Origin of the sequence: Burkholderia sp. MSMB0856 (assembly GCF_001524645.2) — a bacterium.
In the GTDB taxonomy this organism is placed as follows: Bacteria; Pseudomonadota; Gammaproteobacteria; order Burkholderiales; family Burkholderiaceae; genus Burkholderia; species Burkholderia diffusa.
The window spans coordinates 249444-271476 of sequence record NZ_CP013427.1 but is presented as its reverse complement, the minus strand read 5'-3'; the positions used below and the strand labels follow the sequence as shown (position 1 = coordinate 271476).

Annotated in this window: 19 protein-coding genes; 16 read left to right on the top strand and 3 right to left on the bottom strand. The window is 66.4% G+C overall.

Features of this window, described 5'->3' with window-relative positions:
• The first annotated feature begins 16 nt into the window (after positions 1-16).
• The 7 genes from paaB (at position 17) to WS87_RS02185 (ending at position 5251) form a co-directional block, all read left to right on the top strand.
• Positions 17-301: a 1,2-phenylacetyl-CoA epoxidase subunit PaaB gene (gene paaB, locus WS87_RS02215; protein WP_006752453.1), complete on the top strand. Its 285-nt coding sequence runs from the start codon at positions 17-19 to the stop codon at positions 299-301.
• 10 nt (positions 302-311) lie between these two features.
• Entirely contained in the window at positions 312-1115 is an 804-nt protein-coding gene (gene paaC / locus WS87_RS02210) for a 1,2-phenylacetyl-CoA epoxidase subunit PaaC (RefSeq protein ID WP_059816650.1), read from the top strand.
• Positions 1116-1140: 25 nt separating this feature from the next.
• Complete coding sequence (gene paaD, locus WS87_RS02205) at positions 1141-1704, top strand: 1,2-phenylacetyl-CoA epoxidase subunit PaaD (protein ID WP_059816647.1); 564 nt, start codon at positions 1141-1143, stop codon at positions 1702-1704.
• A 2-nt stretch (positions 1705-1706) separates the two neighbouring features.
• Entirely contained in the window at positions 1707-2795 is a 1089-nt protein-coding gene (gene paaE, locus WS87_RS02200) for a 1,2-phenylacetyl-CoA epoxidase subunit PaaE (protein WP_059816644.1), read from the top strand.
• 129 nt (positions 2796-2924) lie between these two features.
• Positions 2925-3740 (top strand): DUF1835 domain-containing protein, encoded by an 816-nt coding sequence (locus tag WS87_RS02195; protein WP_059816641.1) that lies wholly within the window; start codon positions 2925-2927, stop codon positions 3738-3740.
• A 23-nt stretch (positions 3741-3763) separates the two neighbouring features.
• A complete protein-coding gene (locus WS87_RS02190; RefSeq protein WP_059816638.1) occupies positions 3764-4369 on the top strand; it encodes a TetR/AcrR family transcriptional regulator in 606 nt (201 codons plus the stop codon).
• A gap of 234 nt (positions 4370-4603) precedes the next feature.
• A complete protein-coding gene (locus WS87_RS02185; protein WP_059816635.1) occupies positions 4604-5251 on the top strand; it encodes a GNAT family N-acetyltransferase in 648 nt (215 codons plus the stop codon).
• A 70-nt stretch (positions 5252-5321) separates the two neighbouring features.
• Here the strand turns inward: WS87_RS02185 and WS87_RS02180 are convergent, their stop codons facing one another.
• Positions 5322-5846, bottom strand: a complete 525-nt coding sequence (locus tag WS87_RS02180; protein WP_059691570.1) for an Lrp/AsnC family transcriptional regulator — start codon at positions 5844-5846, stop codon at positions 5322-5324.
• 213 nt (positions 5847-6059) lie between these two features.
• Here WS87_RS02180 and hppD point away from each other — a divergent pair, with 213 nt between their 5' ends.
• Positions 6060-7157 carry a 4-hydroxyphenylpyruvate dioxygenase gene (gene hppD, locus WS87_RS02175; RefSeq protein WP_059465128.1) on the top strand — a complete coding sequence of 366 codons (1098 nt, stop codon included), beginning with the start codon at positions 6060-6062 and terminating at the stop codon, positions 7155-7157.
• 138 nt (positions 7158-7295) lie between these two features.
• Here the strand turns inward: hppD and WS87_RS02170 are convergent, their stop codons facing one another.
• Positions 7296-7490 carry a hypothetical protein gene (locus WS87_RS02170; protein WP_059533382.1) on the bottom strand — a complete coding sequence of 65 codons (195 nt, stop codon included), beginning with the start codon at positions 7488-7490 and terminating at the stop codon, positions 7296-7298.
• A 319-nt stretch (positions 7491-7809) separates the two neighbouring features.
• Between WS87_RS02170 and WS87_RS02165 the strand changes: the two genes are divergently transcribed.
• Positions 7810-11400 carry an indolepyruvate ferredoxin oxidoreductase family protein gene (locus WS87_RS02165; RefSeq protein WP_059816633.1) on the top strand — a complete coding sequence of 1197 codons (3591 nt, stop codon included), beginning with the start codon at positions 7810-7812 and terminating at the stop codon, positions 11398-11400.
• A gap of 136 nt (positions 11401-11536) precedes the next feature.
• Here WS87_RS02165 and WS87_RS02160 read toward each other — a convergent pair whose 3' ends face one another.
• A complete protein-coding gene (locus WS87_RS02160) occupies positions 11537-13807 on the bottom strand; it encodes an NADP-dependent malic enzyme (protein WP_059533385.1) in 2271 nt (756 codons plus the stop codon).
• Positions 13808-14267: 460 nt separating this feature from the next.
• On the opposite strand from WS87_RS02160, the gene WS87_RS02155 reads away from it, so the two are divergent.
• The 7 genes from WS87_RS02155 to WS87_RS02125 all read left to right on the top strand — a co-directional run bounded on the left by WS87_RS02155 (position 14268) and on the right by WS87_RS02125 (position 21829).
• Positions 14268-14954, top strand: coding sequence for an orotate phosphoribosyltransferase (locus WS87_RS02155; RefSeq protein ID WP_006752465.1), 687 nt, complete (start codon positions 14268-14270; stop codon positions 14952-14954).
• A gap of 239 nt (positions 14955-15193) precedes the next feature.
• Entirely contained in the window at positions 15194-15796 is a 603-nt protein-coding gene (locus WS87_RS02150) for a YbhB/YbcL family Raf kinase inhibitor-like protein (RefSeq protein ID WP_059816630.1), read from the top strand.
• 229 nt (positions 15797-16025) lie between these two features.
• The gene (locus WS87_RS02145) at positions 16026-16598 is read left to right on the top strand and encodes a flavodoxin family protein (protein WP_059533389.1); all 573 of its coding nucleotides are present in this window, start codon (positions 16026-16028) and stop codon (positions 16596-16598) included.
• A 187-nt stretch (positions 16599-16785) separates the two neighbouring features.
• Positions 16786-17736 carry an N-acetyl-gamma-glutamyl-phosphate reductase gene (argC, locus tag WS87_RS02140; RefSeq protein ID WP_059816627.1) on the top strand — a complete coding sequence of 317 codons (951 nt, stop codon included), beginning with the start codon at positions 16786-16788 and terminating at the stop codon, positions 17734-17736.
• Between the two features lie 427 nt (positions 17737-18163).
• Positions 18164-19582, top strand: a complete 1419-nt coding sequence (locus WS87_RS02135) for a DUF2957 domain-containing protein (protein WP_059816624.1) — start codon at positions 18164-18166, stop codon at positions 19580-19582.
• Between the two features lie 155 nt (positions 19583-19737).
• Positions 19738-20979: a DUF2957 domain-containing protein gene (locus tag WS87_RS02130; RefSeq protein ID WP_059691563.1), complete on the top strand. Its 1242-nt coding sequence runs from the start codon at positions 19738-19740 to the stop codon at positions 20977-20979.
• A 16-nt stretch (positions 20980-20995) separates the two neighbouring features.
• Positions 20996-21829, top strand: coding sequence for an OmpW/AlkL family protein (locus WS87_RS02125; RefSeq protein ID WP_059533397.1), 834 nt, complete (start codon positions 20996-20998; stop codon positions 21827-21829).
• Positions 21830-22033: the final 204 nt, after the last annotated feature.

Sequence of the window (22033 nt, the reverse complement as noted above, 5' to 3'; positions counted from 1 at the left end):
TTCAGGAGAGAGAGTGATGAACAAGGAATGGCCGATCTGGGAAGTGTTCGTGCGCAGCAAGCAGGGCCTCGACCACAAGCATTGCGGCAGCCTGCACGCGGCCGACGCGTCGATGGCGCTGCGCATGGCGCGCGACGTCTACACGCGCCGCCAGGAAGGCGTGAGCATCTGGGTGGTGCCGTCGTCGGCGATCACCGCGTCGGATCCGGCCGAGAAGGCCGAGCTGTTCGAACCGGCGGGCGACAAGATCTACCGTCACCCGACGTTCTACACGCTGCCCGACGAAGTCAACCACATGTAACGCCCGCGCCATGACGATCACGCCCGAACACCTCTCCTACGTGCTGCGCCTCGCGGACAACGCGCTGATCCTCGGTCAGCGCAACGCCGAATGGTGCGGCCACGGCCCGATCCTCGAGGAAGACATCGCGCTCACCAACATGAGCCTCGACCTCATCGGCCAGGCTCGCATGCTGTACACGCACGCAGCCGACCTCGACCGCCAACTGAACGGCGCGGCGAAGACGGAAGACGATTACGCGTACTTCCGCACCGAGCGCGAATTCGCGAACTTCACGCTCGCCGAGCTGCCGCACTACGGCCCGATCGCCGGCACCGCGCACGCCGACAAGGACTACGCGGTGACCATCGTGCGCAATTTCCTCTACGCGACGCTGATGCTGCACGTGTGGACCGCGCTCGAAACGTCGACGGACGCGCAACTCGCCGCGATCGCCGCGAAATCGGTGAAGGAAACCCGCTACCACGTGCAGCATGCGCGCGAATGGCTGGTGCGCCTCGGCGACGGCACCGACGAATCGCATCGCCGTGCACAGGCCGCGCTCGACTACCTGATTCCGTACACGCGCGAGTTCTTCGCGGCCGACGCGATCGACGACGCGGTTTCCGCACCCGGCATCGGCCCGGCGCCGGCCACGCTCGAAGCCGCATGGCGCGCGGACGTGGACGATGCGCTCGCGGAAGCGACGCTCACCCTGCCCGCGCCCGTGCAGCACGTGACGACCGGCAAGCAGGGCGAGCACTCGGAACACATGGGCTACCTGCTGGCGGAAATGCAGAGCCTCGCGCGCCAGCACCCCGGCGCGAGCTGGTAACCGGCCGACCCAACGGAGCCCGACGATGTCCGTCCAGACCGCCTCACCCGCCGACGCCGCACCCGCCGCGCACCGCAACGATCCGTTGCTCGCGCGCGCGTGGGACGTGCTCGAAGCCGTGCCCGATCCCGAGATTCCGGTCGTGTCGATCCGCGAGCTCGGCATCCTGCGCGACGTCCGTCGCGCGGACGACGGCCTGCTCGAAGTCGTGATCACGCCGACCTACTCCGGCTGTCCGGCGATGTCGCAGATCGCCGAGGACATCGCCGCGGCGATGCACGCCGCCGACCTGCCACCGCACCGGATCGAGACGGTGCTCGCGCCCGCGTGGACGACCGACTGGATCACCCAGGAAGCGCGCGACAAGCTGCGCGCGTACGGCATCGCGCCGCCCGTCGGCCAGTGCGCCAGCGCCGCGCCGCGGGAAAACGTCGTGCGTTTCGTGCCGCGCCCCGTCGCGGCGCCCGTCTGCCCGCGCTGCGGTTCCGCCCGCACCGAGCGTCTCGCGCAATTCGCATCCACGGCCTGCAAGGCGTTGTATCGCTGTGTCGACTGCCGCGAACCCTTCGACTACTTCAAACCTTATTGACCATGGCGACCCCGCAATTTCACCCGCTGCGTATCCGCGACGTGCGCCCCGAGACCGCCGACGCCGTCACCGTCTCCTTCGACGTACCGCCCGAGTTGCGCGACGCGTACCGTTTCACGCAGGGCCAGTTCGTCACGCTGAAGACCCGCATCGACGGCGAGGAAACGCGCCGCTCGTACTCGATCTGCGTCGGCACGACCGACTACGACCGCGACGGCGAACTGCGCATCGGCATCAAGCGCGTGCGCGGTGGCCGGTTTTCGAACTTCGCGTTCGACACGCTGAAGCCCGGCCACACGATCGACGTGATGACGCCGGACGGCCGCTTCTTCACGCACCTGAACGCCGACCACGGCAAGCAGTACGTCGCGTTCTCCGGCGGATCGGGCATCACGCCGGTGCTCGCGATCGTGAAGACGACGCTCGAGCTCGAGCCGCGCAGCACGTTCACATTGGTCTACGGCAACCGCAGCGTCGATGCGATCATGTTCGCCGAGGAGCTCGAGGACCTGAAGAACCGCTACATGAACCGCTTCGTCCTGTATCACGTGCTGTCGGACGACCAGCAGGACGTCGAGCTGTTCAACGGCGTGCTCGACCAGGCGAAATGCGCGGAATTCCTCGCCACGCTGACGCCTGCCGACGCGATCGACGAAGCGTTCATCTGCGGCCCCGCGCCGATGATGGACGCGGCCAAAGCCGCGCTGAAGGCAGCCGGCGTGCCGCAGGCAAAGGTGCATGTCGAGCGGTTCGGGACGCCGCTGCCGCAGGCGGGCGCGCCCGTCGTCGAGATCACCGACCAGACGCCGGCCGCCGACCTCGAAATCGTGCTCGACGGCAAGAAGCGCAAGCTGCGCCTGCCGTACGAAGGCGTGAGCCTGCTCGACGTCGGCCTGCGCGCGGGCCTCGCGCTGCCGTACGCGTGCAAGGGCGGCGTATGCTGCACGTGCCGCGCGAAGGTGGTCGAAGGCGAAGTCCGAATGGAGAAGAACTACACGCTCGAGGAACACGAAGTGAAGGACGGCTTCGTGCTCACGTGCCAGTGCCATCCGATCAGCGACAAGGTCGTCGTGAGCTTCGACGAGCGTTGAGCGACGTCGCGCCGGCGCGGTGCGCCGGTTTCTCGTCGTCACACATCTCGCTTACACTAGGGGCCGCCGGCCGGCTGGACGTCGCAACGTCCGCCCGGCCGGCGGTTTTCTTTTGTTGATGACAGGCCGATGAGTACCATTCACGTGATTCAGGGCGGCACCGCCGCCGCGTCGCTGCGCGAGGCTCTCGCGCAAGCCGGACGCGACGAGCGCGTCGTCGGATTGCTCGACGATCTCGCGGTCGGGCCGCTGAAGGGCGCCGACGAGACGCCCGACACGCGCGCCGCCTTCTGGCAGCGCGTGCTCGGCGACCAGATTCCCGACTGGCATGCGGAGATCGAAGCTGAATTCACGCGCCTCGACCAGCTCGCGATGGATACGGACCAGGTGGTCGTCTGGCACGCGCCGAGCGTCGGCGACAAGCTGCTGTTGCGCCGCGTCGCCTATCATCTGCGCAACGTGCCGCAACGGCTGAACGAGGTGCGGTTGTCGGCCGCGGACCTCGACGCCCCGCAGCGCGCGGCGCTGACCCGCACCGACCAGGCCTGTTCGACCGGGATGTTCTCGCCGGCGGCACTCGCCCGCAAACGGCCGGCGGCCGCGCCGATCTCGGTACTGCGCATCGGGCGCCTCGCGCTCGAATGGCAGGAGGCGAAGCACCTGAATGCCGAACTGCGTTACTGGGTCAGCAACACGATCAAGAGCGGCCACTACGCAGACCTCGACGCGCTGATCGTCGCGCACGCGGAAACCAGCTGGTTGCCCGCGCGACGCGTCGTCGGCGGCATCATGGCCGGGGCCGACCGCGGTGGGCTGTTCGTCAGCGACTCGATCGCCTGGTGGCGCTGCCGCGAACTCGCGGCCGCCGGCCGGCTCGAGCTGCAGGACGACGCGCCGGCCGCCCTTTCTTCCACGCAGGTGCGCGCGGCAGCCGCGCCTCGCTAACGCCACAACTTTCGCATTCGACCATGGCCCGTACCCGAGCGCCCGACCACGAATCCCAGCGCGAACAGATCCTCGATCTCGCCGCCGAGAAATTCGCGCAGACGAGCTATCCGAGCACGTCGATGTCCGATCTCGCGACCGCGAGCGGCACGTCGAAGGCACGTCTCTATCACTATTACGAGAGCAAGGAAGCGATCCTGTTCGACCTGCTCGACCGCTACACGAAGCGCTTGATGCTGATCATCGCCGAGGTCGAAGGCGCGAGCCAGCGGCGCGGCCTCAGCGAGCGCGACGCGTTCGCCGAGCTGGTGCGCGCATTTCTCGCCGAGTACGAGACGTCGCACAGCCGCCATGTCGCGCTGCTCAACGACGTGAAGTATCTCGAAGACGCGCAGCGCGAAATCGTGCTCGACCGCCAGCGCGACATCGTCGCGGCATTCGCGCGCCAGCTCGCGCGCGCCTATCCGGACCGGATCTCGAAGGAAAACCAGACGTCGGTCACGATGATGGTGTTCGGGATGATCAACTGGACGTTCACATGGCTCAAGCCGGGCGGCCGCCTCGGCTACCGAGACTTCGCCGAACAAGTGATCGAACTGATGGAACACGGGTTGTCGCCAGGCGCATGATTGCCGCGCAGCAGCATGCGTTGCGCGGCGGGCACACTGTGACAGGCCGCCGCGCGTTTCATATGATGAATTTTAAATCCATTGAAAATCAAATAGATAGAGGATTAACTAAGCGGATTTAGAATTCACCCTCAGCACAAATAACGTCAAATACGGGTTTTCCCCAACCCCTCTCAGGTAAAATGCGCTGCATTGCACAAGTCACTGGTGCAGCCACACACTGCGGAACCCACGATGAACACGCAACTCAACCGCCGTGCCGATGCAGTCGGCCACGCCGGTACTGCGCCGGTTCTCGTCAGGGAACTGGCTTCCAAAGACCGTGAGCAAATGCTCACCCACTTTCTCTCGCTCAACGAAGAGGACCGCCTGCTGCGCTTCGGCCAAATGGTGCCCGACCACGTGATCGAGAACTATGTCCGTACGATCGACTTCGGTCGCGACACGGTGTTCGGCGTGTTCGACCATGCGCTCGAGCTGATCGGCGTCGGCCACCTGGCGTACCTGCCCGCCGAAGGCGACAAGCGCACCGCCGAATTCGGCGTGTCGGTGCTCGAAAGCGCCCGCGGCCGCGGCGTCGGCTCGAAGCTGTTCGAGCGCGCGGCGATCCGCAGCCGCAACACCCGCGTGACGATGCTGTACATGCATTGCCTGTCGCGCAACGCGACGATGATGCACATCGCGAAGAAGTCCGGGATGCGGATCGAATACGCATACGGCGAGGCCGATGCGTACCTGTCGCTGCCACCGGCCGACCATTCGACGATCCTCGCCGAGATGCTGCAGGAGCAGGCCGCGGTATTCGACTACGCGCTCAAGCGCCAGGCGCACCGCACGTCGAAGTTCATCGAATCGCTGATGCCCGCCGCGCTGACGGCGTAACATCGGCCGACCGGGTTGCCTCGCGGGGCGCCCGGCCAACCGTCCCTTTCTTGCTTCCCGGCGCCACGCGCTAACGCACCGACCGGATCGGCAACGCCGTCGTCTCCTTGAAGCACTCGAGCGAGAAGCTCGTCTTCACGTCGATCACCGACGGATGGTGCAGCAAATGCTCCTGCACGAACCGGGAGAAATGCGCCATGTCCTCGACCTGCACGCGCAGCAGGTAATCCATGTCGCCCGTCATCGCATGGCACGCGACCACTTCCGGCCAGGTCTGCACGGCCGCGCGAAACAGTTCCGCGTGGGTCGCGCCCGCGCGCGCCGACGTCTCGTCGGCACGGACCGGCACCACGCCGCCGCGCTTCTCGAGCCGCACGCTCACGTACGCGAGCAGGTCGAGCCCGAGCTTCTGCGGATCGAGCAGCGCGACGTAGCCGGTGATCACGCCGATCTCCTCGAGCCGACGGATCCGCCGCAGGCACGGGCTCGGCGACAGGTTCACGCGCTCGGCGATCTCCTGGTTCGACAGGCGGCCGTTTTCCTGAAGAATCGCGAGAATCCGCCGGTCGATGGCATCCAATTCGGCTTGCGCCATCTTCTGCCCTCCAATGATTGTTCAGAGACTGGAAATTGCGCCATCGTAGGCATGGACGATTAAGTTCGCAAGTTTCCGCTCGCGCCCGCCCGCTACACTTTGTCGCATGTACCGATTCGTTGCGCACGCCGACGCGTGTGCCGCGTTCGACATCGAACCGGGCCGCGCACGCGCACGTCGCGCCGGCCGATCGCCCCGCACAGGAGACACGACATGCAGATCCCCAACTGGGACAACCCCGTCGGCACCGACGGCTTCGAATTCATCGAATACACCGCTCCGGATCCGAAAGCGCTCGGACAACTGTTCGAACGGATGGGTTTCACCGCGATCGCGCGCCATCGCCACAAGGACGTGACGGTCTACCGCCAGGGCGACATCAACTTCATCATCAACGCCGAACCCGATTCGTTCGCGCAACGCTTCGCGCGGCTGCACGGCCCGTCGATCTGCGCGATCGCGTTCCGCGTGCAGGACGCCGCGAAGGCGTACAAGCACGCGCTCGAGCTCGGCGCATGGGGCTTCGACAACAAGACGGGCCCGATGGAGCTGAACATCCCGGCGATCAAGGGCATCGGCGATTCGCTGATCTATTTCGTCGACCGCTGGCGCGGCAAGAACGGCGCGCAGCCGGGCGCGATCGGCGACATCAGCATCTACGACGTCGACTTCGAGCCGATCGCCGGCGCGAACCCGAATCCGGTCGGCCATGGCCTCACCTACATCGACCACCTGACGCACAACGTGCATCGCGGCCGCATGCAGGAATGGGCCGAGTTCTACGAGCGCCTGTTCAACTTCCGCGAAGTGCGCTACTTCGACATCGAAGGCAAGGTGACGGGCGTGAAGTCGAAGGCGATGACGTCGCCGTGCGGCAAGATCCGGATCCCGATCAACGAGGAAGGCTCGGACACGGCAGGCCAGATCCAGGAATACCTCGACGCGTACCACGGCGAAGGCATCCAGCACATCGCGCTCGGCACGAACGACATCTACGGCGCGGTCGACGGCCTGCGCGGCAAGGGCGTGAAGCTGCTCGACACGATCGACACGTATTACGAACTGGTCGACCGCCGCGTGCCGAACCACGGCGAATCGCTGGACGAACTGAAGAAACGCAAGATCCTGATCGACGGCGCCCGCGACGACCTGCTGCTGCAGATCTTCACCGAGAACCAGATCGGCCCGATCTTCTTCGAGATCATCCAGCGCAAGGGCAATCAGGGCTTCGGCGAAGGCAACTTCAAGGCGCTGTTCGAATCGATCGAACTCGACCAGATCCGCCGCGGCGTGGTCCAGGACAAGGCCTGACGCAGACGGCCGCGCGGCGCCCGGCAGCCGGTGCCGCGCGCGCCTCGGCGGCACATGAAAAAAGGGCGGGAATCTTGCGATTCCCGCCCTTTTGTCTTTTGTATCGTTGCGGCGCGGCCCAACGGCCGCGCGAACGGATCAACGCACGTTCGCCTTCGACACGACGACGCGCGCGGCCGCCGGTTGCGCATCGGCGGCCTGCGCCGGCGCGATCTGACGCATCTGCGCGCCGGCTGCCGCCAGTGCGCTCGCGCCTTGCGCGTGCACCGGGCCGGTCATCGCGAAAAACGCCGCGGACACGATCAGGAAACTCTGGATATGACGTGTGTTCATTGCACCTCCTTTAAAACTGCCGGCGCCTCCCCGGTTGCGTCGAAACGTGCCGACGCGGCCGGGCACCTCCGGCAGGCCGACAAGATTAACGGCATTTGTACGAAGATGGGACCAGCTTTACATGCTTTTACATGATGTAACGCATCGCCGCGCGCCGTTTCGTCGACGCGTCGCTGCCCGTCGGCCGGTGGGCGGCGGGTTTATCCCAGTGCTACCATCACTCAAAACCGGCCAATATGCCGGCCACTGCCGACACGTCCACAAGACGTCGACGCAATCGAAGCTTTGGTGATCCCAAACTGGGTGGAGGAGACAGTTAATGAATGCCCCGCTAGACGCAGGCCAACGCGCGTCGCTCGAAGCCGCGCTGAAGTCCGTCACGCTTGACGACAAATACACGCTCGAACGCGGCCGCGCTTACATGAGCGGCATCCAGGCGCTCGTGCGCCTGCCGATGTTGCAGCAGGAACGCGACCGCGCCGCCGGCCTCAACACGGCCGGCTTCATCTCCGGTTATCGCGGCTCGCCGCTCGGCGGCCTCGACCTCTCGCTCTGGAAGGCCAAGCAGCACCTCGCGGCCCACCAGATCGTCTTCCAGCCCGGTCTCAACGAAGATCTCGCCGCCACCGCCGTGTGGGGCTCGCAGCAGGTGAACCTGTATCCCGGCGCGAAGCACGACGGCGTGTTCGGCATGTGGTACGGCAAGGGCCCGGGCGTCGACCGCACCGGCGACGTCTTCAAGCACGCGAACTCGGCCGGCTCGTCGCAGCACGGCGGCGTGCTCGTGCTCGCCGGCGACGACCACGCGGCGAAATCGTCGACGCTCGCGCACCAGTCCGAACACATCTTCAAGGCCTGCGGGCTGCCGGTGCTGTTCCCGTCCAACGTGCAGGAATATCTCGACTTCGGCCTGCACGGCTGGGCGATGAGCCGCTACTCGGGCCTGTGGGTCGCGCTCAAGTGCGTGACGGACGTGGTCGAATCGTCGGCATCGGTCGACATCGACCCGCATCGCACCGAGATCGTGCTGCCGACGGACTTCATCCTGCCGGAAGGCGGCCTGAACATCCGCTGGCCGGACCCGCCGCTCGTCCAGGAAGCGCGGCTGCTCGACTACAAATGGTACGCGGCGCTGGCCTATGTGCGCGCGAACAAGCTCGACCGGATCGAGATCGACTCGCCGAATGCGCGCTTCGGGATCATGACGGGCGGCAAGGCGTACCTCGACGTGCGCCAGGCGCTGACGGACCTCGGCCTCGACGACGAAACCTGCGCGCGGATCGGCATCCGCCTGTACAAGGTCGGCTGCGTGTGGCCGCTCGAGGCGCAGGGCGCGCAGGCATTCGCGCGCGGCCTCGACGAAATCCTCGTCGTCGAGGAAAAGCGCCAGATCCTCGAATACGCGATCAAGGAAGAACTGTACAACTGGCCCGACGCGCAGCGCCCGCGCGTGTTCGGCAAGTTCGACGAGAAGGACGGCGCCGGCGGTGAATGGTCGGTGCCGATGGGCAACTGGCTGCTGCCCGCGCACTACGAACTGTCGCCCGCGATCATCGCGAAGGCGATCGCGACGCGCCTCGAGAAGTTCGAGCTGCCGTCCGACGTGCGCGCACGCATCGCCGCGCGGCTCGCGGTGATCAACGCGAAGGAAATGGCGCTCGCGAAGCCGCACGTGCAGACCGAGCGCAAGCCGTGGTTCTGCTCGGGCTGCCCGCACAACACGTCGACCAACGTGCCGGAAGGCTCGCGCGCGATCGCCGGGATCGGCTGCCACTACATGACAGTCTGGATGGACCGCAACACGAGCACCTTCAGCCAGATGGGCGGCGAAGGCGTGCCGTGGATCGGCCAGGCGCCGTTCACGGACGAGAAGCACGTATTCGCGAACCTCGGCGACGGCACCTATTTCCACTCGGGCCTGCTGGCGGTGCGCGCAGCGATCTCGTCGAAGGCGAACATCACCTACAAGATCCTCTACAACGACGCGGTCGCGATGACGGGCGGCCAGCCGGTCGACGGCGTGCTGACGGTGCCGCAGATCACGCACCAGCTCGCGTCCGAAGGCGCGAAGAAGATCGTGATCGTCACCGACGAGCCGGAGAAGTACGACAGCCAGAAGGCGCTGCTCGCGCCGGGCGTGACGATCCATCACCGCGACCAGCTCGACGACGTGCAGCGCGAGCTGCGCGAGATCGAAGGCACGACGATCCTGATCTACGACCAGACCTGCGCGACCGAGAAGCGCCGCCGCCGCAAGCGCGGCACGTATCCGGACCCGGCGAAGCGCGTCGTGATCAACGACGCTGTGTGCGAAGGCTGCGGCGACTGCTCGGTGAAGTCGAACTGCCTGTCGGTCGAGCCGCTGGAAACCGAATTCGGCACGAAGCGCCAGATCAACCAGTCGAGCTGCAACAAGGACTTCTCGTGCGTGAAGGGCTTCTGCCCGAGCTTCGTCACGGTCGAAGGCGGCCAGTTGAAGAAGCCCAAGGCCGTGTCGGTGGACGGCGGTGCGCTGCCGCCGATTCCGGAGCCGACGCTGCCGGCGATCGATCGTGCATACGGCGTGCTCGTCACGGGGGTGGGCGGCACGGGCGTCGTCACCATCGGCGCGCTGCTCGGGATGGCCGCGCACCTGGAGAACAAGGGCGTGACCGTGCTCGACGTCACGGGTCTCGCGCAGAAGGGCGGCGCCGTGATGAGCCACGTGCAGATCTCGCACGCGCCGACCGACATCCACGCGACGCGGATCGCGATGGGCGAAGCCGACCTCGTGATCGGCTGCGACGCGATCGTCACGGCCGGCGACGAATGCACGTCGCGGATGCGGCACGACACGACGCGCGTGGTCGTCAACAGCGCGCAGACGCCGACCGCCGAGTTCATCAAGAACCCGAACTGGGCGTTCCCGGGCCTGTCCGCGGAAAACGATATCCGCGCGGCGGCGGGTGAAGCCGTCGACTTCATCGACGCGAACCGCTTCGCGGTCGCGCTGCTCGGCGACGCGATCTACACGAACCCGTTCGTGCTCGGCTATGCGTGGCAGAAGGGCTGGCTGCCGCTCACGCTCGCGTCGCTCCAACGCGCGATCGAGCTGAACGCGGTGTCGGTCGAGAAGAACCGTGCGGCGTTTGACTGGGGCCGCCGCGCCGCGCACGACCTCGCGAGCGTGAAGAAGGCCGCGGCCGGCGACGCCCGCCCCGCGCAAGGCGCGACGGTGATCGCGCTGCATACGAAGAAGGCGGTCGACGCATTGATCGCGAAACGCGTGGCGTTCCTCACGGCGTACCAGAACGCCGCGTATGCGTCGCGCTATGCGGCCTTCGTCGACACGGTGCGGGCAGCCGAACGCGCGCTGGCGGACGGCGACGCCACGCAGGAGCCGCTGACCGAAGCGGTCGCGCGCAACCTGTTCAAGCTGATGGCGTACAAGGACGAATACGAGGTCGCGCGGCTGCAGTCCGATCCGGCGTTCCTCGCGCGCCTGTCGTCGCAGTTCGAAGGCGACTGGAAACTGAAGTTCCACCTCGCGCCGCCGCTGTTCGCGAAGACGGACGCGCACGGCCATCTCGTGAAGAAGGCCTACGGCCCGTGGATGCTGTCGGCGTTCCGGTTGCTGGCGAAGGCGAAGTTCCTGCGCGGCACGGGCCTCGACCCGTTCGGCCGCACCGAGGAGCGCCGCACCGAGCGCGCACTGATCGGCGAGTACGAAGCGCTGATCGGCGAGGTGCTGACCAGGCTGAACGCGGCCAACCGCCCGCTCGCGCTCGAGCTGGCGGCGCTGCCGGACGGCATTCGCGGCTACGGCCACGTGAAGGAGAACAACCTGCGCGCGGTTCGCCAGAAGTGGAACTCGTTGCTCGCGAAGTGGCGTTCGCCGACGGGCGGGCAGTCGCGCCAGCAGGTCGCGTAACGGCGCGCGGCGGGCGTTCGTAGTCGGGACGTCCGCCACCGCGCGGTGGCGGTTCATAAAAAAACGCCACGGAACGCAGGTTCCGTGGCGTTTTTCATTGCGCCGCGCGCGATGCGCGGCACACGCGGGCGCGAACTTACTTCGTGTTCGCGTTCGCGGCGGCCACTGCCGTCATGTTGATGATCCGGCGCACGGTCGCGGCCGGCGTCAGGATGTGGACCGGCTTCGCCGCGCCGAGCAGGAGCGGGCCAACCGTCACGCCTTCGCCGCCGACCATCTTCAGCAGGTTGTACGCGATGTTCGCCGCTTCGACGTTCGGCATGATCAGCAGGTTCGCTTCGCCCGACAGCGTCGTGCCCGGGAATGCGGCCTTGCGGACCGCCTCCGACAGCGCCGCGTCGCCGTGCATTTCGCCGTCGACCTCGAGGTTCGGCGCACGCTCGCTGATCAGCTTGCGGGCTTCGGCCATGCGGCGCGACGACGCCGACGGCGCGCTGCCGAAGTTCGAATTCGACAGCAGCGCGGCCTTCGGCACGATGCCGAAGCGCTCGATCTCGGCGGCCGCCTGGATCGTCATGTCGGCGAGCTGTTCAGCGCTCGGCAGTTCGTTCACGTACGTGTCGCACAGGAACAGATTGCGGCCCGGCAGCATCAGCAGGTTCATCGCCGCGAAGTGCTCGGCGCCCTTCGCACGGCCCAGCACCTGCTCGATGAACTTCAGGTGCGTGTGGTACGTGTCGATCATCCCGCAGATCATCCCGTCCGCATCGCCCAGATGCACGAGCATCGCGCCGATCAGCGTGTTGAACTTGCGCAGCGCGGCCTTCGCGACTTCCGGCGTGACGCCGTCACGCGCGCCGATCTCGTGGTACGCCTGCCAGTAGCGGTGGTAGCGCGTGTCGTCTTCCGGATTCACGATCTCGAAATCGACGCCGGCCTTCAGCTTCGAGCCGATCTTCGCGAGGCGCATCTCGACGACCGACGGACGGCCGACGATGATCGGCTTCGCGATCTTTTCCTGCAGCACGAACTGCGCGGCGCGCAGCACGCGCTCGTCCTCGCCCTCGGCGAACACGATGCGCGCCTGCTTCTTCTTCGCGGTCGCGAACACCGGGCGCATCACCATGCCGGTGCGGTAGACGGTCGCGCCGAGCTGCTCGCGGTATGCGTCCATGTCCTGGATCGGACGCGTGGCGACGCCCGAATCCATCGCGGCCTGCGCGACGGCCGGCGCGATCTTGATGATCAGGCGCGGATCGAACGGCTTCGGAATCAGGTATTCCGGCCCGAACTCGAGCGAGTGGCCTTCATACGCCTTCGCGACTTCCTCGCTCTGGTCGGTTTCCTCGGCCAGCTCGGCGATCGCGCGCACGCACGCGAGCTTCATTTCTTCCGTGATCGTCGTCGCGCCGACGTCGAGCGCGCCGCGGAAGATGAACGGGAAGCACAGCACGTTGTTGACCTGGTTCGGGTAGTCCGAACGGCCGGTCGCGACGATCGCGTCCGGGCGCACGGCCTTCGCGTCTTCCGGGCGGATTTCCGGTTCCGGGTTCGCGAGCGCCAGGATCAGCGGGCGGTCGCCCATCGTCTTGACCATGTCCTGCTTCAGCACGCCCGCACTCGAGCAGCCGAGGAACACGTCCGCGCCGACGATCGCGTCGGCGAGCGTGCGCGCGTCGGTGGTCGCCGCATAGCGCTGCTTCGACGGGTCGAGGTTGCCGCGCCCTTCGTAGATCACGCCCTTCGAGTCGGCGACGAGGATGTTCGACTTCGTGAGGCCGAGGTTCACCAGCAGGTCCAGACACGCGATCGCCGCCGCGCCCGCGCCCGAGCATACGAGCTTCACTTCGGACAACTTCTTGCCGACCACCTTCAGGCCGTTCAGGATCGCTGCCGACGCGATAATCGCGGTGCCGTGCTGGTCGTCGTGGAAGACGGGGATCTTCATGCGCTCGCGCAGCTTCTGCTCGATGTAGAAGCATTCCGGCGCCTTGATGTCCTCGAGGTTGATGCCGCCGAGCGTCGGCTCGAGCATCGCGATCGCCTCGACGAGCTTGTCGGGGTCGGATTCCGACAGTTCGATGTCGAACACGTCGATGCCCGCGAACTTCTTGAACAGACAGCCCTTGCCTTCCATCACCGGCTTCGCGGCCAGCGGGCCGATGTTGCCGAGGCCCAGCACGGCCGTGCCGTTCGTGATGACGCCGACGAGGTTGCCGCGCGACGTGTACTTCTGCGCGTCGAGCGGATCAGCGTGGATCGCCTCGCACGCGGCGGCGACGCCCGGCGAATACGCGAGCGACAGATCGAGCTGGTTCGACAGCGGCTTGGTCGGGGTGACCGAAATCTTGCCGGGTTTCGGGTTCAGGTGATAAGCGAGAGCGGCCTGCTTCAGTTGTTCGTCCATGATTGACCTGCGAGAGACATGCGAAATTTTGACGGTTCAGTACACAGCACCTTGGGCCGCGTCTGCTTGAATCGAAGGGGTGGTCGACTGCGAGACGGCACGCAGCGCGCCGGGTCGGCACGCCATCGAACCTTGGCGGGTAGCAAGAGGAAAGTACAAAGTACTGAACGATTTCTAAGGGTCGCCTAGTGTACACCCCCTAAATGCCGTCCGTTGGTGCGGCGCCGCATCCTCCGCATCAGCATCGAGGCGATCGCGCCCCGTTTGTTTCGCCGGTGGTGAGCCGCACGCCGAACCTGCGGGAATTCCGCCGAAAACCGGCCTGGATCGGGTAAAATAGCGGGCTACGCGCGCAGCGATGCGGTCGGCCCGCCGATCGCACCCCGGCCCCTCGGGCAGGTTCCCCTTGCTGCGCCACCGGGCCCGCGCCCGCTCTTCGCTCATCACCCAAGGAATGCCCATGACAGGCTACGATCGTCAGTCGATCTCGGATACGACCGCCAAAATCCTGCTCGAAGTGCAGGCGGTGCACTTCAATGCCGAAAAACCGTTCATCTTCACGTCCGGCTGGGCAAGCCCCGTCTATATCGACTGCCGCAAGCTGATCTCGTATCCGCGCGTGCGTCGTGCGCTGATGGAAATGGCTGAAACGACGATCATGCGCGACGTCGGCTTCGAGCAGATCGACTCGGTGGCGGGCGGCGAGACGGCCGGCATCCCGTTCGCGGCATGGCTCGCGGATCGGATGATGGTGCCGATGCAGTACGTTCGCAAGAAGCCGAAGGGTTTCGGCCGCAACGCGCAGATCGAGGGTCATCTGGAAGAAGGCTCGCGCGTGCTGCTCGTGGAAGACCTGACGACCGACAGCCGCAGCAAGATCAACTTCGTCAATGCGCTGCGCACCGCGGGCGCGACGGTGAACCACTGCTTCGTGCTGTTCCACTACAACATCTTCAAGGAAAGCGTGTCGGTCCTGAAGGACATCGACGTCGACCTGCACGCGCTGGCGACCTGGTGGGACGTGCTGCGCGTCGCGAAGGCGTCGGGCTACTTCGAGACCAAGACGCTCGACGAAGTCGAGAAGTTCCTGCACGCGCCGGCCGAGTGGTCGGCCGCGCACGGCGGCGCGACGGCCCCGAAGGAGTAATTGCCGGGCCGGCACGCAGCCGGCACCCTGGCCGAAAAAGCCGCTCGCCTGATCGCGAGCGGTTTTTTTTCGTCCACCGATGCGCATCGGGGCGGACCGAATCGTGGGCCGCGGCATGCATCGCTCATCGAACCCTAATGCTAGACTTGATCCATCGTCGCCATCAGCTGCGCGGGCAACGCACAACGCCAACAATGCCGGGAGCATCGGCCCGGCCCACGTGACGGGAGAAGCGCCATATGCGTGTGGATCGCCGGATCACTTCGCCTGCGTCCCCGGGTCGTCCTTCGCCGTTCATCGCCGCCCTTCCCTGCGCCGCCGCGTGCGTCGCGTTCGCCGTCCTGCCCGCGCGGGCGGAAGGCCCGTTCACCGTGTCGAGCAACGACCTGACGCCCGGCGGGCGCGTCAGCGCCGCGAACGTGTTCGACCGCGGCGACTGCAAGGGCGACAACCGTTCGCCGCAGCTCAGCTGGCGCAACCCGCCCCCCGGCACGCACGGCTACGCGATCACGATCTTCGATCCCGATGCGCCGGGGCACGGCTGGTGGCACTGGGCCGTCGCCGGCATCCCGGCGAGCGTCACGAGCTTGCCGGCCGACGCGAGCGCGTCGGGCTTCCTGCGCCGCATCGGCGCGAGCGAGGCGCGCAACGACTTCGGGGTCGACGGCTACGGCGGCCCGTGCCCGCCGCCCGGCAAGCCGCACCGCTACGTGATCACCGTCTATGCGCTGAAGGGCACGGACCTGCGCGTCGCACAAGGGCGCCCCGCACCGATGTTCGAGCACGAGATCGGCACGCTGGCGATCGGCACCGCACAGCTCACGGTCACTTACGGACAGTGAGCGCTCATGCGCCGCCGCCTGCCCCGTTGCGCGTGTCTCCGGCCGCGATCGCCCGCGCCCGCGAATTTCCCCACGCCGCGTGCGTGCTTTTCTCCCGTCATTTCGGCTTGCTAGACTCGGCGGCACCGGTCGCGGCATCCCGCCGCGCATCCGTCGCGCCGCCCGACCGCGGCGCGTGACGCGGCAGGCCGCGGCGCCCGCCGTGTCGTTCCCTTCCGGAGAACGCTTCATGTCGAACATCGTCATCGTCTATCACAGCGGCTACGGTCACACGCAGAAACTGGCCGAAGCCGTCCACGCAGGCGCGCAGGACGCCGGCGCCACCGCACGCCTGATCGCTGTCGGCGAACTCGACGACGCGGGCTGGGCCGCGCTCGACGCGGCGGACGCGATCGTCTTCGGCGCGCCGACCTACATGGGCGGCCCGTCCGCGCAGTTCAAGCAGTTCGCCGATGCCACATCGAAACCGTGGTTCACGCAGAAATGGAAGGACAAGATCGCCGCCGGCTTCACGAACTCCGCGACGATGAACGGCGACAAGTTCTCGACGATTCAGTATTTCGTCACGCTGGCGATGCAACATGGAATGGTGTGGGTCGGCACGGGCATGATGCCGGCCAACTCGAAGGCGGCCACCCGCAACGACATCAACTACGTCGGCGGCTTCACGGGCCTGCTCGCGCAGTCGCCGGCGGACGCGACGCCCGACGAGGGCCCGCTGCCCGGCGACCTCGAGACCGCGAAGGCGTTCGGCCGGCGCGTCGCCGACGCGACCGCCCGCTGGCTGGCCGGCGGCCGCTGAACGCGGCGGCACGCGCGCCCGCTCGCGCCGCCGGTGACGCGGCAATGCGGCGCAGGTGCGCACGAGGGACACAAGACGGCCCGCGGGCCGTCTTTTTTTCGCCCCGTGCGGTGCAGGCCCGCCGGATGAGGTCTTAAAATGGCGGTTTCAGGGCGCCGCGGCTCCCGTTTCATTCAGCGAGAACGAAATGAGCACCAAAGTTTTTGTCGACGGCCAGGAAGGTACGACCGGCCTCAAGATCTTCGAATACCTGTCGGCGCGCAACGACATCGAGATCCTGCGCATCGATGAAGCGAAGCGCAAGGACGTCGACGAGCGCCGCCGCCTGATCAACGCATCGGACGTCACGTTCCTGTGCCTGCCGGACGTCGCGTCGCGCGAATCGGCATCGCTGGTCGAGAACCCGAACACGACGCTGATCGACGCGAGCACCGCGTTCCGCACGAACGCCGACTGGGCATACGGCCTGCCGGAACTGACGCGCGCGCAGCGCGAGAAGATTCGCACGTCGAAGCGCATCGCCGTGCCGGGCTGCCACGCATCGGCGTTCGTGCTCGCGATGCGTCCGCTCGTGGATGCCGGCATCGTCGCGCCGACCTTCGCCGCGCACAGCTATTCGATCACCGGCTACAGCGGCGGCGGCAAGTCGATGATCGCCGAATACGAAAACGCGGCGCCGGGCGGCAAGCTCGCGAGCCCGCGTCCGTACGCGCTCGCGCTCGCGCACAAGCACCTGCCGGAAATGGCCGCGCACACGGGCCTCGCGCACGCGCCGATCTTCACGCCGATCGTCGGCCCGTTCCTGAAGGGCCTTGCCGTGACGACCTACTTCTCGCCCGAACAGCTCGCGAAGCGCGCGACGCCGCAGGACGTGCAGCGCGTGTTCGCCGAGTACTACGCGGACGAACCGTTCGTGCGCGTCGCGCCGTTCAACGCGGATGCGAACCTCGACAGCGGTTTCTTCGACGTGCAGGCGAACAACGACACGAACCGCGTCGACCTGTTCGTGTTCGGCAACGAAGAGCGCTTCGTCACGGTCGCGCGCCTCGACAACCTGGGCAAGGGCGCATCGGGCGCCGCGATCCAGTGCATGAACCTCAACATCGGCGCCGCCGAGGATGCAGGCCTCAAGCACTGATTCCGCTTGCATGCGATGCAAAGCCGGCCGCTGGCCGGCTTTTTATTTTCCCGTATCAGGCAATCAATAAAATCCGGTTCGCGTATTTACAAATATTTACAAGCTTTCCATTGCGCGATTACCGATTGATTAATTAACCCCATTTTATCCAGTCAATCCCGAATAGGGATAAACCGGATACCGCCGCTTTAAACGCTGCCGTTATACGCGTGAGGGCCTCGAGAGCCTTCCGTGCGTGGCAGCCGCCCCACTTCGGCAGCACTCTAGCGCCCTCCGCGCGTTTTAATTCTTACTGAAATCCAGATTCCGCAAGGATTCATTGCGTGCACGCTGTTTCAATCGCCTTTTTTAGACGAGTTCATCAATTGACAGCAAAAATCCAGACAGCGACATTAGCTCGCACAATTAAACGATTGGAGACAGCGGCATGTCGCACGCCTTATCGAAGGGGGTGGCAACGGCCTTTGCCATCGCCCCTTTCCTGATTGCCTGTGGTGGAGGGGACGGCGGCTCGCCCGCGCCGATCGAAGCGCCCCAATGTTCCGGATCGAGCTGCGGCACGCAAGGGCCGCCGCCGTCACAGCCCATAAACGGCGCGCTGTGCCCGGCCGACGCCGACATCGTGAAGAGCACATACCTCGGCGGCGCCGGTAGCGGCGAGATCGTCAGCGTCAACATCGACGCGGTCGCGATGACGTACACGCTCAAGTGGCTCGAATCGCCGATTCCGCTCGCGACCGGCACGGTCACGCCGAGCCGCGCCGGCACCACGATCACCGGCAAGGTCATCCACCCGCCGACCGGCACGCTGCCGACCGCGGAGCAGACGCGCTGCGCGTTCGTGCTCACGCCGGGTTCGGGCACGGCACCGAACGGCTCGACCTATTCGACGGCCGCCGACTTCAACCAGGCGAACCCGCCGATGCTGCTGGTCGGCATGGGCGTCGCGGGCGGCGGCATCCCCGGCGCGACGGTTCAGTACGACGGGCTGACGATCATCCCGGGCGTGATCCAGAACGTCGGCCAGGTGCCGAACCGCCACTTCGACTTCTATCCGTTCCTCGGCTTCGCGAACACGACGACCGACCTCACGAAGCTGCCGGGCACGTACAACGCGCTGATCTACCACCTCGTGCCGTCGAGCAACTACGCGACGAAGGGCGCGAATTCGAGCGAAACGTTCGACACGAACGGCGCATGCACGTCGACAAGTGCCGGCGGCTGCCAGACGACCGGCGATCCGTGGACGGCGAACGCGAGCGGCGGCTACCTCAACAGCGCGAAGGCACCGCAGATCCTGCCGCAGACGCGGCTGCCGCTGATCGGCGCGACCGGCAAGTCGGCCACCGCGCACATGGTGATCGGTCAGCTCAACGGCGCGACCGTGCCGGTGGTCGTGCGCACGGGCAACGTGAACCTCGGCACGCCGCCGCTGCATGCCGACGCGCAGGTCGACGACGAATCGGGCATCGCGGTGCTCGGCGCGGCAACCGCGATCCAGTCGGGCGCGATCGACGGCGGCTACGCGGGCGCCGATTCGAACTTCAAGTACACGGCCGCACTGATCCGCGGCGGCAACGCGTCGTTCATCAACCCGACCACGCAGGCAGAAGAAGACGCCTTCACGCTCGACTACGGCCAGGGAACGCCGGGCCTGCTCAACACGGCGACGACGCCGGCGAGCGGCGCGACCTACCCGTCCGCATCGGGCGTGGTGATCGCGACGGGCGGCCTGTACGCGGCGCTCATCCAGGGCACGGTGAACGGCGGCGTCACGTCGACGTCGGCGAACGCGAGCACGTCGTCGACACCGTACTTCGGCGTGGGCGCACAGATCAGCAAATAACGATCGGGGACGCGGCGGCGGCCGGTGCGCCGCCGCGGGATGCAGGGAAGGCACGAAACGACGGCGCCCGGCACGGCGCACGCAGCACGAGCACAAGCAACAGAAGCGGTCGACAGGGAGCCGGCCGCCTGACAAGACAAATCTGGAGGAGCAACATGAAGCGCAACCTCGTTCTGGCGGCGGCCCTTGCCGCCCCCCTTCTGTCCGCATGCGGCGGCGGCAGCGACAATCCGCCCCCGCTCGTCGAAGACCGGCTCTGCCCCGCGACGCTCGACTACAGCACCGTGTTTACGGGCGGCGCGGGCAGCGGCGAACTGGCCAAGGTCCAGCTCGATACGACCAAGATGACCTGGCAGGTCACCTACGTCGAATCGGCGGTTCCGCAAAAGACCGGCACCGTCACGCCGACCCGCGCGGGCACCGTCGACAGCGGCACGCTCACGCAGGAAACGCTGCTGCCGACCAACAAGCTGAACCAGTGCGCATTCCGGCTGAACGGCGCGAGCCTCGACGCATCGCGCCCGGCGCGCATCTTCGTCGGCTTCGGTGTCGCGGGCGGCACGATTCCCGGCAAGGAGATCCAGTTCGACGGCGTGCTCGGCCAGGCCGCGGTGCCCGACACGAAATTCCCGTACTACCCGTTCATCGGCTTCTCGTCGATCGAAACCGACATCACGAAGGTCGCGGGCACGTACAGCCACATCGGCTTCGGCGAAGTGCCGTCGCAGAAATTCGCGCCGGCGTCGATCGACGCGAAGGTGACGATCAACGCGGACGGCACGTGGACCAAGTGCGACACGACCGGCCAGTTCGCCGGCGGTGCGTGCGTGCAGCAGGGCACGAACTTCGTGCAGTCGGCCGACGGCAGCGGCGCGTTCCAGAGCAACAACTACCAGAGCCAGCTGAAGCCGACGCTGTCGGCGACGCCGCAGGGCAAGGGCTTCATGATCGTCGGCAAGCTGCGCAACCAGTTGGTGCCGATCCTCGTGCGCACGGGCGTCGCGAACCCGAACCCGACGCCCGACAGCAACGGCGTGCCGGGCCTGACCGCCGACGACGAATCGAGCATCTCGATCCTCTCGCCGCAGACCGCGATCGCCGCCGGCTCGCAGAACGGCGAATACATCGGCGTCGACAGCCAGTTCGACTACCGGACCACCGCGCTGATCGACAAGCAGGCGACGCTGCTCGATCCGTTCCAGCCGTCGCAGGCATCGCTCGCGACCGCGCTCGACCTGGACTACACGCAGAAGGTGCCGGGCACGGTCACGACGATCCACACGGGTTCGGGCAGCACGTCGCCGACCGGCAAGTTCATCTTCACGGGTGGCGTGTTCGGTTTCCTCGACAACGCGGGTTCGACGCCGTATTTCACGATCGGCGCGTTCGTCCAGTAAGCGGAGGCAAGCCGTGATGAAGAAGACCCTTCTTTGCGCGGCGGCCGGCGCCGCCGCCCTGGCGCCGCTCGCGGCGCACGCGCAAAGCGCCGGCAGCAACGTCGTCACGCTGGGCTGGTTCCACGTGATGCCGCAGCAAAGCAGCACGCCGATGACGACCAACGTCGCACCGACGCCGATCAACACGCCGCTGCGGCTGCCGCCGTCGTTCACGTCGCCGGGCACCGGGCTGCGAACGAGCGGTGCCGACACGGTCGGCCTGACGGTCAGCCACTTCCTGACCGACCACATCGCGGTCACGTCGGTGGCCGGCGTGCCGCCGGTGTTCAAGGTGTCGGGCCAGGGCACGATCAAGCCGCCCGGCCCTGCCGGCGCGCTCGGCACGCAGAACATCGGGCTGGCCTCGGTCAATCCGATCGTGAAGAGCGTGCGGCAGTGGAGCCCGGCGGCGATCCTGCAGTACTACTTCGGGGCGGCGAACGCGAAATTCCGGCCGTTCCTCGGCCTCGGCGTGTCGTACAACTGGTTCAGCGACCTGCAGCTCAACACGAACTTCATCAAGCAGACGCAGGACAACCTCGGCGCGATCCTCGCGGCGGGCGCGGGCAAGCCGGGTACGACATCGGTGGAAGCGAAGGCGTCGTCGTCATGGCAGCCGGTGTTCAACGCGGGCCTGCAGTACAACATGACGGAGCATTTCGGGCTGGTGGCGTCGGTGACGTATATCCCGCTGAAGACGACATCAACGGTGACGATCAAGGCGGCCGACGGCACGGTGCTCGCCGAGTCGAAATCGGACCTGAAGGCCGACCCGATCATCAGCTACGTCGGGATGACCTACAAGTTCTGACGCCGGCGACGGAGGACGGACAGAGGACGAATGGATAGCCCGTGCAAAAAACGCGGGCAAAAAAAAGCCCGCCTAAGAGGCGGGCTGAATCCATATCAGAGGAGACATGGAGGAGACAGGTGTAACTATAGCGAATCGATTTCTGCATTGCAACATTTCCGTAGAGAAAATCAGGATTTTCCCTCGAATGCGCACTCTAGCGCG